This is a genomic window from Acinetobacter sp. KAM396 (assembly GCF_021602765.1).
In the GTDB taxonomy this organism is placed as follows: domain Bacteria; phylum Pseudomonadota; class Gammaproteobacteria; order Pseudomonadales; family Moraxellaceae; genus Acinetobacter; species Acinetobacter towneri_A.
In genome coordinates, this window is the sequence record NZ_BPPH01000019.1 from 1 (window position 1) to 13,438 (window position 13,438).

The window sequence follows — 13,438 nt, forward strand, 5'->3', positions numbered from 1 at the left end:
CCTGATCCCTTCCCGAACTCAGAAGTGAAACCTCTTCGCGCTGATGGTAGTGTGGGGTTACCCATGTGAGAGTAAGTCATCGCCAGCTCATTATTCAAACACCCTCAACTAACGTTGGGGGTGTTTTTTTATGCAAAAAAGAAAAGTAGAATGAATAAAAAAACCCTTAAACGTAATTTAAGGGTTTAAATTTATCTAAATATCAAATGCTTAGAAGTGTGCTTCTAAGCCTAAATATGGCCCTTTAAACTCTAATTGAGTTTCCTGATTGGAATCTTGATTGAGCTTAATATCTAAAATGCGATAGCCCGCTTTTAAACCCACATCGACCAAAACGGTATCGACAAAGTTATATTTAATTTCTGCCTGAGCATCACGAACTTCATTGTCGCTATTTTTGGCGTAATTAGCTTCAGCTTTGGCACTTAAACCCGTAAACGGTAATTTGACTGCTGCTTCTGCATACAGCATAGGTAAAGTTTCACTGACGTCTTGTGTCGAAAACAAATTCGATCTTAAGTCGCCTTCAAGTACTTTGGCACCAAATCCAACATCTGCTGCAACAATGTTATCTAAAATTTCATAATATAAAATGAAGTCTGAGTAATCTAAATCCAGCTGATTGATTTTTACACCAGCAGCGCTTTGCTCGCTTTCGGCCTGCAAATTGGCATGCTTAATTTTGGCATTGGGTAAAAAAGGAACAGGATGTTCTACTGCCAGACTGAAGGGTAAGGCAAAATCGTTATCTAAGTTTGGTGATAACTGGACCTGATTCCAGTCTGCGCTATATTTCCAATAATCTACACTGGCTTTTACCCCAATAATATCGGCATGCACCGCTGAACAACCAATTAAACTGCATGCTAAAGCAAAACGTTGTAATGTAAGCATATAAACCCTAAGTATTTTTCATCATCATTTGGGATGAATAGTTTGGTGTTGTGATGTTCTCGTGACAAAAAATCATGTGAAATATTGTCCAACTTAGCGCATCATACATTTTCTTGAATTAAAATTCTTGTAAAAATATAGCCTAATTCGCGCCAAAAATAGAGGATTTCAGTATGCAAAATGTCCATCCACCTGTCGATTACCCGCTCTATCTTGCCAATAAAGCAGTAGAAACAGGGCAATGGTTAGCCGTTCAGCATAAATATTCTCAAAAAGTATATGCGCGTGTTGCACTTGCCGATACGAAAAGTATTGAAAAAGCTATTCGTGCAGCAGTAAAAGCTGAAGCAGAAATGGCAAAATTACAGCCCTTTCAAAAACAAAAAATTCTCTTGCATTGTGTGCAGCGTTTTCAAAACATGCGTGAAGAATTAGTCGAAATTTTAATTGCCGAAGGTGGAAAACCACGTTTGGCTGCGATGGCAGAAGTCGAGCGTTTAATTAATACCTTCCAAATTGCGGCAGATGCTGTGTCTCAACTAGATGAAGGACGAATTTTACCGTTGGCGGTGACGGCTGCTGCTGCGAATTATCAAGGGATGGTTAAGCATGTACCGATTGGTGCTGTGTCTTTGATTAGCCCTTTTAATTTTCCGTTGAATTTAACTGCACATAAAATTGCGCCCGCGATTGCTGCAGGTTGCCCTTTTGTATTAAAACCTGCCAGCGCCACGCCTATTTCAGCATTGAAGATTGCAGAAGTGTTGGCTGAAACAGATTTACCTCAAGGTGCGTTTTCAGTATTACCTTGTGAGCGTGAGCAAGCCGATGTTTTAGTGACTGATGACCGTTTTAAACTGCTCAGTTTTACTGGTTCAGATGTGGTGGGTTGGGATATGAAAGCCCGCGCAGGACGAAAAAAAGTAACCCTAGAGTTGGGCGGCAATGCAGCGGTGATGATTGAACCCGATACTGAACTGAATGATGCATTGATTCATCGCTTAATTAGTGGGGCGTATAATCATGCAGGGCAGGTGTGTATTAGTGTGCAACGTATTTTGGCGCATGACGACGTGTATGCTGAACTGAAAAAGAAACTTGTGAGTCAGCTTAAGAAAATTAAAGCAGCAGATCCTGATTTGGACAGTACTTTAGTCGGGCCAATGATTAAGGAAGCTGAAGCGCAGCGCTTGAAAAAGTGGATTGATAAAGCGGTGAAAAAAGGTGCAAAAATATTGGCAGGTGGTGAGCTGAAAGGTGTGATGTTTGAGCCGACTTTATTAGAACAAGTCGATCCAAATTTGGAGGTTTATAAAGATGAAGTTTTTGGCCCTGTTGCCATTTTGGAAAAATATTCATCTTTTGAGCAAGGAATTGCACGTATCAACCAAAGTCGTTTTGGTTTACAGGCGGGTATTTATACACAAAGCTTGGAAAAAATGCTTTACGCATGGGATCAGTTACAGGTCGGAGGGGTGATTATTAATGATATCCCTTCTTTCCGCGTGGATAATATGCCTTATGGTGGCGTGAAAGATTCGGGTTTAGGGCGTGAGGGAATTCAATCTGCTATTCGGGATATGCAGGAAGAGCGTTTATTAGTGATTAAGCGTTAAATATTTAATATGATGATGTATTGGCATAAACAGAGATAAAGGTGGAGTTAACTCTGAATTTTGAGATGATTCACGAAAGCGCTGGAGTTCGGTGAATAATCAGCTACAGCGCTAGTGTAAAATAGATGAAAAGTAAAATAACTCAAATAGCATCACAATTTCATTCCAAATAGTTATAGAACGTATAACTAAAAAATCAAGTCAAAATGGAGTGTAATTTGAACGTTTGATTAAAATAAGCATGCAAAAAGCATCTTTCTAAGCAGAATTTACAGAAAAATTGTTCAAAAATGAGTATTGTTAAGCCATACAAAAGTGAATATTAGGCAAAGACTTTAAGCAAGATTTTCCGAATATTTTGCTGTTTGACCTTTAGATTTTGATGCTCAAAAGGTGTGACTCTAAAGCAAACACCCAGATTATTATTTTTTGCTGGATATTTTTTGCGTGCGCTAAAGTACCGTTATATAAAGTAAATTTAAGCTAATGAAAAAGCAAATTATTTATATAAAAGGTCAGAATTAAAAAACAAGCAGCAAAAAATAGCCTGAAGTTTAGGTGTTCTATGACAGATTCTCGTGAGAGTTGGTCCGCGCGATCAGGCTTTATTATCGCAGCCATTGGTTCTGCGGTCGGGTTGGGTAATATTTGGCGTTTCCCTTATGTTGCCTATGAAAATGGCGGCGGCGCATTTTTAATCCCTTATTTAATTGCGATCTTTGCCGCAGGTTTGCCATTGCTGTTTTTGGACTATGCAGTCGGGCATAAATACCGTAAAGCACCACCAACCGCTTATAAAAAGCTCATGAACAGTGAAGCATTGGGCTGGTGGCAGGTGATGGTGACTTTGCTGATTGGTATTTATTATGCTAGCGTATTGTCTTGGGCAGGCAGTTATATGTTCTATTCCATTGGTCAGCAATGGGGAACAGACACTGAAAAATTCTTTTTCACAAGCTACTTACAAAATGGTGAAGGTTTAGCCTTTGGTTTTGTACCAACCTTATTTATTGGCTTAGTCATCGTGTGGGCGGTGGTGATGTTCATTTTATATGGTGGGGTAAAAAAAGGCGTTGAGCTGTCAAATAAAATTTTTATACCACTTTTGCTGATTTTATTCTCTATTCTCGTGGTTCAAGCGTTACGTTTACCGGGTGCAGTCGATGGCTTAAATGCTTTCTTTACGCCTAACTGGGAAGCGATGACGAATTATAAAGTATGGTTAGCTGCCTTTGGTCATATCTTCTTCTCGCTTTCAGTTGGGTTTGGGATTATGTTGACCTACTCATCATACCTAAAACGTAAAACTAACTTGACTGGTTCAGGCTTGGTGGTTGCACTTGCAAACTCATCTTTTGAAATTTTAGCGGGTATTGGTATTTTTGCTGCACTTGGTTTTATGGCGTACAGCGCAGGTTCATCGGTAGATGAAGTGGTTTCGGGTGGTATTGGTTTAGCTTTTATTGCATTCCCAAAAATCATATCTAGCTTGGGTGCTGGTGGCGATTTATTTGGTTTCTTATTCTTCGCTTCATTGACGGTTGCAGGGGTGACTTCAATGGTGAGTATTCTGCAAGTGCCTATTGCTGCGTTCCAAGACAAACTGGGTTGGTCGCGTAAGCGTGCAGTAACCATTATTGCAGGTGGTTCAGCGATTGTTTCAACTATTTTATTCTCTACCCACAGTGCGATTACTTTTGTCGACATCATTGATTACTTTGCCAACAACATTGGTATTGTTGGTGGTGGTTTATTGTCGATTATTTTGGTGACTTGGTTCCGTCGTCCATTGCTCAAAGAATTGCAGCAACACGTTAACCAATACTCAAGTATTAAATTGGGTTTGGGCTGGAATATTCTATTAACCATCGTGACTCCGCTTTCATTGCTAGTCGCATTAGCTTTAACCCTTAAATCTATTTTTGCAGAAGGCTATGGGGGTTATCCATTACACATTTTACTCATCGTGGGTGGTGGTACCGTGGCGCTCTTTATTATTGGTGCGGTATTGTTTAGTCGTTTAAAAGATCAAGACACAGCGGAGAAATAACATGAATACATCTGCATTGGTGATGTTGATTATTTCAACAGTGGTACTTTGGGGTGGTTTGGTTTTGGCGATGATTCACCTGATCAAAAACCCAGATGAACTTGAAGACTAAGCATTTTGCTGAATGGGTGCGATGCTGTAAAGCATTGCACCGACTAAATAAAATAACCCTTGATTGATTCAAGGGTTATTTTTTTGGAAAGGCTATTAAATGAGAAGGATCGTTAAAACAAAAACACCTTAGGCGGTTTTTTCAATACGACAATAATAAAAACCATCGCCGCGTCCTTCTTGCGGTAATAATTGGCGTCCATATAATTGTGGAATACCCCAATCTGCATCTAGTTTGACTTCTTTGGCATTTTGATGCTCGGCAAAGAATAGCTGCATTTGCTGTTCATTTTCGGCTTTTAAAACCGAGCAGGTAATGTAAAGCAAGGTGCCGCCAACTTTGAGTTGCTGCCACATCTGCTGCAAAATCTGTTGCTGTAAAGCCACTGTTTGCTGAATATCACTAGATTGGCGCAGCAAACGAATATCTGGATGACGACGCAAGACCCCAATGGCAGAGCATGGCGCATCCAATACAATACAGTCCACCGCTTCACTGGCATTCCATGTGGTTGCATCGGCAGCCAAAATTTCGACTTGCGCTTCTTGATTCAGTTGCAGACGTTCTAGGTTTTCGCTGACACGTAACAGACGTTTTGCATCCTGATCTAAGGCAATCAATTTTTTAGGCTGAAACTTTTCAAGCAGATGTGCTGTTTTACCCCCAGGTGCTGCGCAGGCATCCACCACCACTTTGCCATCTAAATTTGGCAAGAGCGTTGCACACAGTTGGGCATGTTCGTCCTGTACTGAAAAAATACCTTCATCAAAACCAGGCAAGTCTGGAATGTGCACATTTTGCAGCATCACAATACCAACTTCAGACACGGTGCAAGCTTCTGCAGCAATCTCTTGTTCCTGCAAAATTTCTAAATAGTCTTCACGGCTAATTTGGCGTGTATTGACTCTTAAGGTTAGCGGGGCCGTTTGCTTTAACGTTTGCGTCAGTTGTTCTAGTTGTTCGGGCCAATCTTTTTTTAGGCGTTTATACAACCAACTTGGCAAACCATGTGCTTTCGCCAAAGCCGTTTGAAATTCCGATGTTTCACGTGAAACACGACGCAGAATCGCATTGACCACACCACTGAGCGGCTGATAGCCCAATTGTTTGGCTGCAGTTACGGTTTCGGAAATTGCGGCATGACTGGCTACACGGGTACACAGCACTTGATATAAGCCAACATATAAACAGGTTTCAACGGTTTCATTGTTGAGTGGTTTTACCAACAGCGGCAAAGTAATGCTTTTTAGGGCATACCATTGACGCAAGGTGCCCAAAACCAGCTCATGAAACAAGGCGCGGTCACGTTCTGATACTTTGTTTAAATGTACAGGTAAAATGCTCGCCAATGATTGCCCTTGTTGTACAGCAAGTAGCGTACGAATAACTTGGGCACGCAAGTTCAAATGTGAGTTGCCTGATTCAGAATGGCTCATGCGAGAACTTGTCCTGTTTGAAGTTTTTGGGTTTGAATGATTTGTACAGGATTCAGCGGTTTAGCACCTGGCCATTGCAACGAGCTTAAGCACACTGCTTGTTGATCACCACAAGCGACGTGTACACCTTGTTTGTCCAGTTTTAATATTGTGCCAGGCACTTGACCTTGTGCAGATTCATCTGATAATGCTGAACCCCACACGCGTAAGTTTTTAGTGTCGTCTAAAGGGATAAATGCCACCGGCCACGGGTTAAAAGCACGGATATTACGGTCAATTTCGGCTGCAGTTTGTGACCAGTTAATTTGCGCTTCGGCTTTGGTCAGTTTGTGTGCATAGACTGTTAAGGCTTCATCTTGTACTTCACGCGCAGCCAAATAGTCTTGTAATTTTTGTTCTGAAGCCAATACTTCAACAATTGCTTCGGCGCCTTGCTGCGCCAGTTTGTCATGTAAAGTGGCAGAGGTGTCTGTTTTAGTAATTGGGCATCGGGTTTTATACATCATATCGCCCGTATCTAAGCCCGCAGCCATTTTCATAATGGTGATGCCTGTTTCAGTATCCCCTGTGGCAATAGCACGCTGAATCGGTGCTGCACCACGCCAACGTGGCAATAAAGAACCGTGAATATTCAAGCAGCCATATTTAGGTGTATCTAAAACCACTTGCGGCAAAATTAAACCATAGGCCGCAACCACCATCACATCGGCATTCAATGCAGCTAATTCTTGTTGAGCCGCCAGACCTTCTTCAGTAGATGATTTAAAATGCAAAGGTTGATAGACAGGAAGATCGTGTTGAAGTGCCAATTGCTTCACCGCAGATGCTGTGAGTTTTTGTCCGCGTCCTGCTCTACGATCAGGCTGAGTGTAAACTGCGACAATCTCATGTTCGGTGTTCAGGAGTGCTGCCAAAGCGCTTGCAGCAAATTCAGGCGTACCTGCAAAAACGATTTTCAATGGAAATCAACCCATAGTTTTAGATGACGCGGCAATTATAACAAATTGCGGCCCAAAGGTCGGAACGGGTTGTAATAAATCCACCTTGTCGCTGTGCTGCGCTAAAAATCATTATGATAAAAATTAGTAATGCAAAATTTAAAAATTATTCATGAAAGTTTTGTATTGAATTCAGTATGATCAACAAAGTGCTGTGGGTTTTCGTCACTTTTTATCCATCATAAAGTCGCTAAAGCAGCAGCCTTACTACCTCAAGCTGTAGTAAAATAGAAAGATTCTTAAACTGTTTTGCAGTGATACAGATCTTGCAAACAGTATTATTTCGCCAGAATGAATTTCAGATTCATTTCAGCACAACCCAGTTGGAACTTTATAATGCCTGACTATCGTTCAAAAACATCGACACACGGAAGAAATATGGCGGGTGCACGCGGCTTATGGCGTGCAACGGGTATGAAAGACGAAGATTTCGGTAAGCCGATTATTGCGGTGGTCAACTCATTTACCCAATTTGTACCTGGCCATGTGCATTTAAAAGACCTCGGTCAAATGGTGGCAGAACAAATTCAGGCGGCAGGTGGTGTGGCTAAAGAATTTAACACCATTGCCGTAGATGACGGGATTGCCATGGGCCATGACGGCATGTTGTATTCATTGCCATCACGTGACTTGATTGCCGACTCGGTAGAATACATGGTCAACGCGCACTGTGCCGATGCTATGGTCTGTATCTCCAACTGTGACAAAATTACCCCAGGGATGCTGATGGCTGCCATGCGCCTAAACATTCCAGTGGTGTTTGTATCTGGCGGCCCAATGGAAGCAGGTAAAGTCAAAATTCGTGGCAATGAACACGCGATTGACTTGATTGATGCGATGATTGTAGCGGCAGATGATAACTATACCGATGAAGAAGTCGCTGAATACGAGCGCTCAGCATGTCCAACGTGTGGTTCATGCTCAGGGATGTTCACTGCCAACTCAATGAACTGCTTAACAGAAGCCTTAGGTTTATCTCTACCTGGCAACGGCTCAATTCTAGCAACTCACGCCAACCGTAAAAAACTGTTTGATAAAGCAGGTCAGTTGATTGTGGAATTGGCCAAACGCCATTATGAACAAGACGATTACAGCGTATTGCCACGTTCAATTGCAACCAAAGCATCTTATGAAAATGCTATGACGTTGGACATTGCCATGGGCGGTTCAACCAACACCGTATTGCACTTGTTGGCGGCTGCCAATGAAGCAGGTGTAGATTTCACCATGGATGATATTGACCGTTTATCACGTAAAGTACCTGTATTGTGTAAAGTTGCACCTGCCAAACAAGACGTTCACATGGAAGATGTACACCGTGCGGGCGGTATCATGTCTATTTTAGGTGAGCTGGATCGCGCAGGTTTATTGGACACTTCAGTAGGCACAGTTCACGAAGCGACTTTAAAAGATGCTTTGGATAAATGGGACATCATCCGTACCGAAAATGAAGACGTTTACCAGTTCTTCCGTTCTGCACCGGGCGGCGTACCCACCCAAACTGCATTCTCACAAGACCGTTACTATTCACGTTTAGATGGTGACCGTGACAATGGTGTGATTCGTAATGCAGAACACGCCTTCTCTAAAGATGGTGGTTTGGCGGTACTTTACGGCAACATCGCTTTGGATGGTTGTATTGTCAAAACTGCAGGTGTGGATGATTCCATTTTGAAATTTAACGGCACAGCACGTGTTTTTGAAAGTCAGGATGCTGCAGTAGACGCGATTTTGGGCGGTAAAATCACAGCGGGTGATGTAGTGGTGATTCGCTACGAAGGTCCACGTGGTGGCCCAGGTATGCAAGAAATGCTCTATCCAACCAGCTATTTGAAATCGAAAGGTTTAGGCAAAGAATGTGCCTTACTGACCGATGGTCGTTTCTCGGGCGGTTCTTCAGGTCTTTCAATTGGTCACGTTTCTCCAGAAGCGGCTGAAGGTGGTGCGATTGGTTTGGTTGAAGATGGTGACCGTATCGAAATTGATATTCCAAACCGCAGCATTCACTTGGCAGTAGATGACGCCACTATGGCGGCACGTCGTGAAGCGCAAGAAGCCAAAGGTTGGCATCCTGCAGAAGAACGTCCACGTAAAATTTCTAAAGCGTTGAAAGCCTATGCCATGCACACCACCAGTGCGGCAAAAGGTGCGGTACGTGAAATCTAAGCAGTACTTGGCAATTTAAGCTGCCATAAAAAGCACTCCAAAATCGGGGTGCTTTTTTTATGAGTCTGCAATGAGCGATGTCAGTAGTGCAACAAATTCGATCAATAAAATTAGACAGGCATTTTCGTTTACATCCTGCCTGCTTTCGATACAATGAAAAATAAAATAAATCGTCATAATGAACACGACATTTCACCCATCTCGCTAAGGAATCAGCCATGAGTAAACAGAATATCCGCGAACATTCAGCCGAAGTCTATGAAGGCATTGAAAATGCACCTGCACGCTCCATGATGCGTGCGGTGGGTTTTAAGGATGAAGATTTTACTCGTCCATTTATTGGCATTGCATCGACTTGGGCCAATGTCACACCATGTAATATGCATATCGATGGCTTGGCGCGTGAAGCAGAAACAGGCGTGAATCAGGCAGGTGGTAAAGGCATTATTTTCAATACCATCACCATTTCAGACGGGATTTCAAACGGCACTGAGGGTATGAAATACTCATTGGTTTCACGTGAAATCATTGCCGATTCAATTGAAGCTGTGGTGGGCTGTCAGGCCTATGATGGTGTGATTGCCATTGGTGGCTGTGATAAAAACATGCCAGGTTGCATTATGGGATTGGCGCGTTTAAACCGTCCGGGCTTGTTTGTTTATGGCGGCACGATTAAACCGGGTGCAGGACATACCGATATTATTTCGGTGTTTGAAGCCGTGGGTCAGCACGCCAAAGGGGAAATTAACGAAATTCAGGTCAAGCAGATCGAAGAAGTGGCTTTGCCGGGTGCAGGCTCGTGTGGTGGCATGTACACCGCGAACTCTATGGCATCGGCGATTGAAGCACTGGGCATGAGTTTGCCGGGGTCTTCAGCACAAGAAGCTGTTTCTCAAGACAAAATGGATGACTGCCAACGTGCAGGCGAAGCAGTCATGAATTTGTTACGTTTGGATATTAAACCACGTGACATTATGACCAAATCTGCCTTTGAAAATGCCATTAAAGTGCTGATTGCTTTGGGTGGATCGACGAATGGCGTGTTGCATTTAATTGCCATGGCACATTCTGCAGGGGTTGAACTCACACTCGATGATTTCGTGCGTATTGGTCAGGAAACTCCAGTGGTGGCCGATGTACGTCCATCTGGTAAATATTTAATGTCGGAGCTGATTGCCATTGGCGGAATCAAACCATTGATGAAACGCATGCTAGATGCTGGCATGCTCGATGGTTCTTGCTTAACGGTTACAGGTAAAACTTTGGCAGAAAACTTGGCCGATGTTGCCGATTATCCTGAAGGTCAGCAGATTATTTTACCGTTTGATGCACCAATCAAAAAAGATTCGCACTTGGTGGTTTTAAAAGGCAACTTATCGCCTACGGGTGCAGTGGCAAAAATTACAGGCAAAGAAGGCTTGTATTTTGAGGGCCCTGCGCGTGTCTTTGAAGGTGAAATTGGTGCGATGCGCGGCATTTTAGATGGTGAAGTGCAAGAAGGTGAAGTAGTTGTGATTCGTGGTGAAGGCCCTAAAGGTGGCCCAGGTATGCCAGAAATGCTGAAACCGACATCTGCAATTATTGGCAAGGGCTTGGGTAATTCAGTCGCGTTAATTACCGATGGACGTTTTTCGGGTGGCAGTCACGGTTTTGTGATTGGACATGTGACCCCAGAAGCGTATGAAGGTGGGCCAATTGGTTTGGTGAAAAATGGCGATAAAATTTCGATTAATGCTGAAACCCGTGAAATGACTTGGCATGTGTCGGAAGAGGAAATGGCAGCGCGTAAATCGGCATGGGTCAAACCAAAGCCAAACTATACCCATGGTGCATTGGCGAAATTTGCTAAATTGGCATCGGGTGCAGAAAAAGGTGCAGTGACTGATCTGAATTTAGAGGTTTAATTGCTCATTTTTATATGAATTGATATAAATCCTTGTGTACTATTGAAGGACGAGCGCACATGATTTGCATGTGGCTTGTCCCCAAACCACAAGGATTTTCTTTTTAGAGGCTGATCTCATGTCACTGTTACGCCGTTGGTTCGATCCGATCCGATCCAGATGGTTTTATCAAAAACCATCTCGGCAAGCGGTGTTGTCCACGGAACACGGACTGAGTGTGTATTTACGTCTAGATGATGTATATAGCTATTTGGCTGTACAGCAATTGCCGCAATTAGAAGATATTCTGGCCGATGAATTAAAACCTTTAACCGTGGTGATTTCGCGGCAAAGTGGCGATGCACCGAACCAAATGTCGGCTGTAGAATGGCAAAATTATTGTATCCAAGATGCACAAATTCTTGCCAAACAGCATCGTTTTAGTTTTCACGATACCCCTGAACCGCCAACTGCAGAGGCCTTAATGCAGGCAGAAGCCATTTTGCGGCATACGCCGTTACGTGGTCAGGATTTCTTGTATTTACTCGAAGATGTGTTCCACATGCTGTGGCAAAAGCAGTCGGGTAAATTACGCACCTTATATGCCATGGCCAGTCGTCATCATCAAATTCAGGATTTTTCTGAACGGGTTTTTGATGATGTACCTGTATTGGCCAGTTATTTTGAATTTGGTGGACGTAAATATCATGCCGTAGATGATTTATTGCGTTTGACTCGCCGTTTAAAACAACAAAAATTACTCACCGATAATCCTATTTTCTTGATCAATCATATTGAATGGTGTGAGCATTTAATTAGTGATGCCGAAGAACTCAATGAAATTCAGGCACTCGACCCTGAATTGGATTTATATATCGCGCTGGAAGACCCAATTTCTTGGTTGTTATTGGCGTATATCAAAGAAGAATTGGCTGCCTATTACAATATTCATTTGAATGTGTATCCTTTGTCCTATCATGGGCGTGACTGCTTTGACTGGAGTTTGGCGACGCGATTATCTAAACGTACTGATGTTGCATTTACGCCGTTTTGCCGCCCGACCGAGCAGGCGACTTATCAAATGGCTCAACTGTATTACAGTGTGCCTGAAGAACAGCGTGTCGATGCCATATATCGTATTTTGCAGGCAGTGTGGACGAGGGGACAGGATTTATCCTTTAAAGCGCATTTTGAGCGTATGCAGCGTGAACTCGAGTTAGATCAACTGACCACAGCGGATGTGACTGAGTTGCTCAAAGAAAATGATATGCTGTGTGAAATGAAATCTCAGCCTGATTTTCCTGTGTTGGAATTGCGTATAGATGGACAAAGCTACGTGTTTAATAGCTTATATCGGGTGTGGATGATTGAAAGTATTTTCAGTAATGTGTTAGAAGAAAAGTATAAGAGTGAAACCGAAACTGAAAGTGTAGCCCAAGCCCATGAACAATGAAAAAGTAAAATCATTACAACAAGCACGTGACAAAATAGACCAAATTGATGTGGCTTTAATTGAATTGATTGCATCGCGTCAGTTTTATGTCGATCAGGCGATGCGCCATAAACAGACTGTGGATGATGTACAGTCGCCACAGCGCGTGAAAGAAGTGATTGAAAAAGTCCGTGCTTTGGCTGTGCAGCATGCAGTCGATCCTGACATGGTCGAGCGTTTGTATCACGATATGATTCAGCATTTTATTCAGCGTGAATTAAAAGAATTTCGTCCTTAACTGATCTATCTCTAAGTTTGGGTGATGCTTTAAATGCAGCCCAAACTTTGTATTTGCGCGGCAAAACCGCGTATTTGTATGCCATCTTGGTGTTCAAACCATAATTTTAAAAATAATTTGCTTATTTTTCTGCTGGCAGCTTTAAGCGCAAAGTCTTGCCTGTCTTGACTTTGACGGCTGTTTATAAAGTCGTGGTAAAAAAAAGAATCTGATTTTATTACATTTTTTAACATTGTAGGTTTGATTTATTTTGAAAAGTATATATATTGTATATACATCTTTTGCAAAGCAGTCTTTATTTTGGAGAGATCAGCAATGAACGAGCAAATCAAAAAAATAAAGACAGGCAAGAAAGATGGACAACTTTTAATTCGTATTAATAGTACTGAACGTGATGAATTTATTCGTTTATGTGAAGAACTTGATACTAGTGCTGCTCGTGAATTAAGAAAATTTATTCGTAGTTTTGTGAAACAACACAATAGCAACGAATAGCCTTACTAAGGAGTAATACCATGGCTAAGCAAGTTAAATCTTTGAAGCAAAAAATCAA

The 13,438-nt window shown here is 42.4% G+C and carries 12 protein-coding genes and 1 rRNA gene; 9 read left to right on the forward strand and 4 right to left on the reverse strand.

Going from position 1 to position 13,438, the window contains the following annotated elements:
- Window positions 1–88, forward strand: a 5S ribosomal RNA gene (rrf, locus tag L6C30_RS10070); the annotation flags it as partial.
- Between the two features lie 122 nt (window positions 89–210).
- On the opposite strand, the gene L6C30_RS10075 is transcribed toward rrf, so the two are convergent.
- Window positions 211–894 carry a TIGR04219 family outer membrane beta-barrel protein gene (locus tag L6C30_RS10075; RefSeq protein ID WP_070154882.1) on the reverse strand — a complete coding sequence of 228 codons (684 nt, stop codon included), beginning with the start codon at window positions 892–894 and terminating at the stop codon, window positions 211–213.
- A gap of 173 nt (window positions 895–1,067) precedes the next feature.
- Between L6C30_RS10075 and L6C30_RS10080 the strand changes: the two genes are divergently transcribed.
- From L6C30_RS10080 to L6C30_RS10090, 3 genes are all read left to right on the forward strand, one after another.
- Window positions 1,068–2,510: an aldehyde dehydrogenase family protein gene (locus L6C30_RS10080; RefSeq protein WP_070154884.1), complete on the forward strand. Its 1,443-nt coding sequence runs from the start codon at window positions 1,068–1,070 to the stop codon at window positions 2,508–2,510.
- Between the two features lie 565 nt (window positions 2,511–3,075).
- Window positions 3,076–4,560, forward strand: coding sequence for a sodium-dependent transporter (locus tag L6C30_RS10085; RefSeq protein WP_236163011.1), 1,485 nt, complete (start codon window positions 3,076–3,078; stop codon window positions 4,558–4,560).
- 1 nt (window position 4,561) lies between these two features.
- On the forward strand, window positions 4,562–4,672 hold the full coding sequence (locus L6C30_RS10090) for a methionine/alanine import family NSS transporter small subunit (RefSeq protein ID WP_004970370.1): 111 nt from the start codon (window positions 4,562–4,564) through the stop codon (window positions 4,670–4,672).
- A gap of 128 nt (window positions 4,673–4,800) precedes the next feature.
- Here L6C30_RS10090 and rsmB read toward each other — a convergent pair whose 3' ends face one another.
- Both rsmB and fmt read right to left on the reverse strand, forming a co-directional pair.
- The gene (gene rsmB, locus L6C30_RS10095; RefSeq protein ID WP_236163010.1) at window positions 4,801–6,108 is read right to left on the reverse strand and encodes a 16S rRNA (cytosine(967)-C(5))-methyltransferase RsmB; all 1,308 of its coding nucleotides are present in this window, start codon (window positions 6,106–6,108) and stop codon (window positions 4,801–4,803) included.
- A complete protein-coding gene (fmt, locus tag L6C30_RS10100) occupies window positions 6,105–7,067 on the reverse strand; it encodes a methionyl-tRNA formyltransferase (protein ID WP_070154891.1) in 963 nt (320 codons plus the stop codon). Before fmt ends, rsmB begins: the two co-directional genes overlap by 4 nt.
- A 375-nt stretch (window positions 7,068–7,442) precedes the next feature.
- On the opposite strand from fmt, the gene ilvD (L6C30_RS10105) reads away from it, so the two are divergent.
- The 4 genes from ilvD (L6C30_RS10105) (at window position 7,443) to L6C30_RS10120 (ending at window position 12,885) form a co-directional block, all read left to right on the forward strand.
- A complete protein-coding gene (gene ilvD, locus L6C30_RS10105; RefSeq protein ID WP_070154893.1) occupies window positions 7,443–9,272 on the forward strand; it encodes a dihydroxy-acid dehydratase in 1,830 nt (609 codons plus the stop codon).
- Window positions 9,273–9,490: 218 nt separating this feature from the next.
- Window positions 9,491–11,176: a dihydroxy-acid dehydratase gene (gene ilvD, locus L6C30_RS10110; RefSeq protein ID WP_070154895.1), complete on the forward strand. Its 1,686-nt coding sequence runs from the start codon at window positions 9,491–9,493 to the stop codon at window positions 11,174–11,176.
- A gap of 118 nt (window positions 11,177–11,294) precedes the next feature.
- Window positions 11,295–12,608: a hypothetical protein gene (locus tag L6C30_RS10115; protein ID WP_070154897.1), complete on the forward strand. Its 1,314-nt coding sequence runs from the start codon at window positions 11,295–11,297 to the stop codon at window positions 12,606–12,608.
- The gene (locus L6C30_RS10120) at window positions 12,598–12,885 is read left to right on the forward strand and encodes a chorismate mutase (protein ID WP_019837337.1); all 288 of its coding nucleotides are present in this window, start codon (window positions 12,598–12,600) and stop codon (window positions 12,883–12,885) included. Before L6C30_RS10115 ends, L6C30_RS10120 begins: the two co-directional genes overlap by 11 nt.
- A gap of 29 nt (window positions 12,886–12,914) precedes the next feature.
- Here L6C30_RS10120 and L6C30_RS10125 read toward each other — a convergent pair whose 3' ends face one another.
- Window positions 12,915–13,118, reverse strand: coding sequence for a hypothetical protein (locus L6C30_RS10125; protein WP_019837338.1), 204 nt, complete (start codon window positions 13,116–13,118; stop codon window positions 12,915–12,917).
- 82 nt (window positions 13,119–13,200) lie between these two features.
- Between L6C30_RS10125 and L6C30_RS10130 the strand changes: the two genes are divergently transcribed.
- Window positions 13,201–13,380, forward strand: a complete 180-nt coding sequence (locus L6C30_RS10130) for a hypothetical protein (protein WP_019837339.1) — start codon at window positions 13,201–13,203, stop codon at window positions 13,378–13,380.
- The last annotated feature ends 58 nt before the right edge of the window (window positions 13,381–13,438 follow it).

Coding starts and splice junctions, on each gene's coding strand:
- L6C30_RS10075 (WP_070154882.1), bottom strand. CDS start 894: ATGCTTACATTACAACGTTTTGCTTTAGCATGCAGTTTAATTGGTTGT.
- L6C30_RS10080 (WP_070154884.1), top strand. CDS start 1,068: ATGCAAAATGTCCATCCACCTGTCGATTACCCGCTCTATCTTGCCAAT.
- L6C30_RS10085 (WP_236163011.1), top strand. CDS start 3,076: ATGACAGATTCTCGTGAGAGTTGGTCCGCGCGATCAGGCTTTATTATC.
- L6C30_RS10090 (WP_004970370.1), top strand. CDS start 4,562: ATGAATACATCTGCATTGGTGATGTTGATTATTTCAACAGTGGTACTT.
- rsmB (WP_236163010.1), bottom strand. CDS start 6,108: ATGAGCCATTCTGAATCAGGCAACTCACATTTGAACTTGCGTGCCCAA.
- ilvD (WP_070154893.1), top strand. CDS start 7,443: ATGCCTGACTATCGTTCAAAAACATCGACACACGGAAGAAATATGGCG.
- ilvD (WP_070154895.1), top strand. CDS start 9,491: ATGAGTAAACAGAATATCCGCGAACATTCAGCCGAAGTCTATGAAGGC.
- L6C30_RS10115 (WP_070154897.1), top strand. CDS start 11,295: ATGTCACTGTTACGCCGTTGGTTCGATCCGATCCGATCCAGATGGTTT.
- L6C30_RS10120 (WP_019837337.1), top strand. CDS start 12,598: ATGAACAATGAAAAAGTAAAATCATTACAACAAGCACGTGACAAAATA.
- L6C30_RS10125 (WP_019837338.1), bottom strand. CDS start 13,118: ATGTTAAAAAATGTAATAAAATCAGATTCTTTTTTTTACCACGACTTT.
- L6C30_RS10130 (WP_019837339.1), top strand. CDS start 13,201: ATGAACGAGCAAATCAAAAAAATAAAGACAGGCAAGAAAGATGGACAA.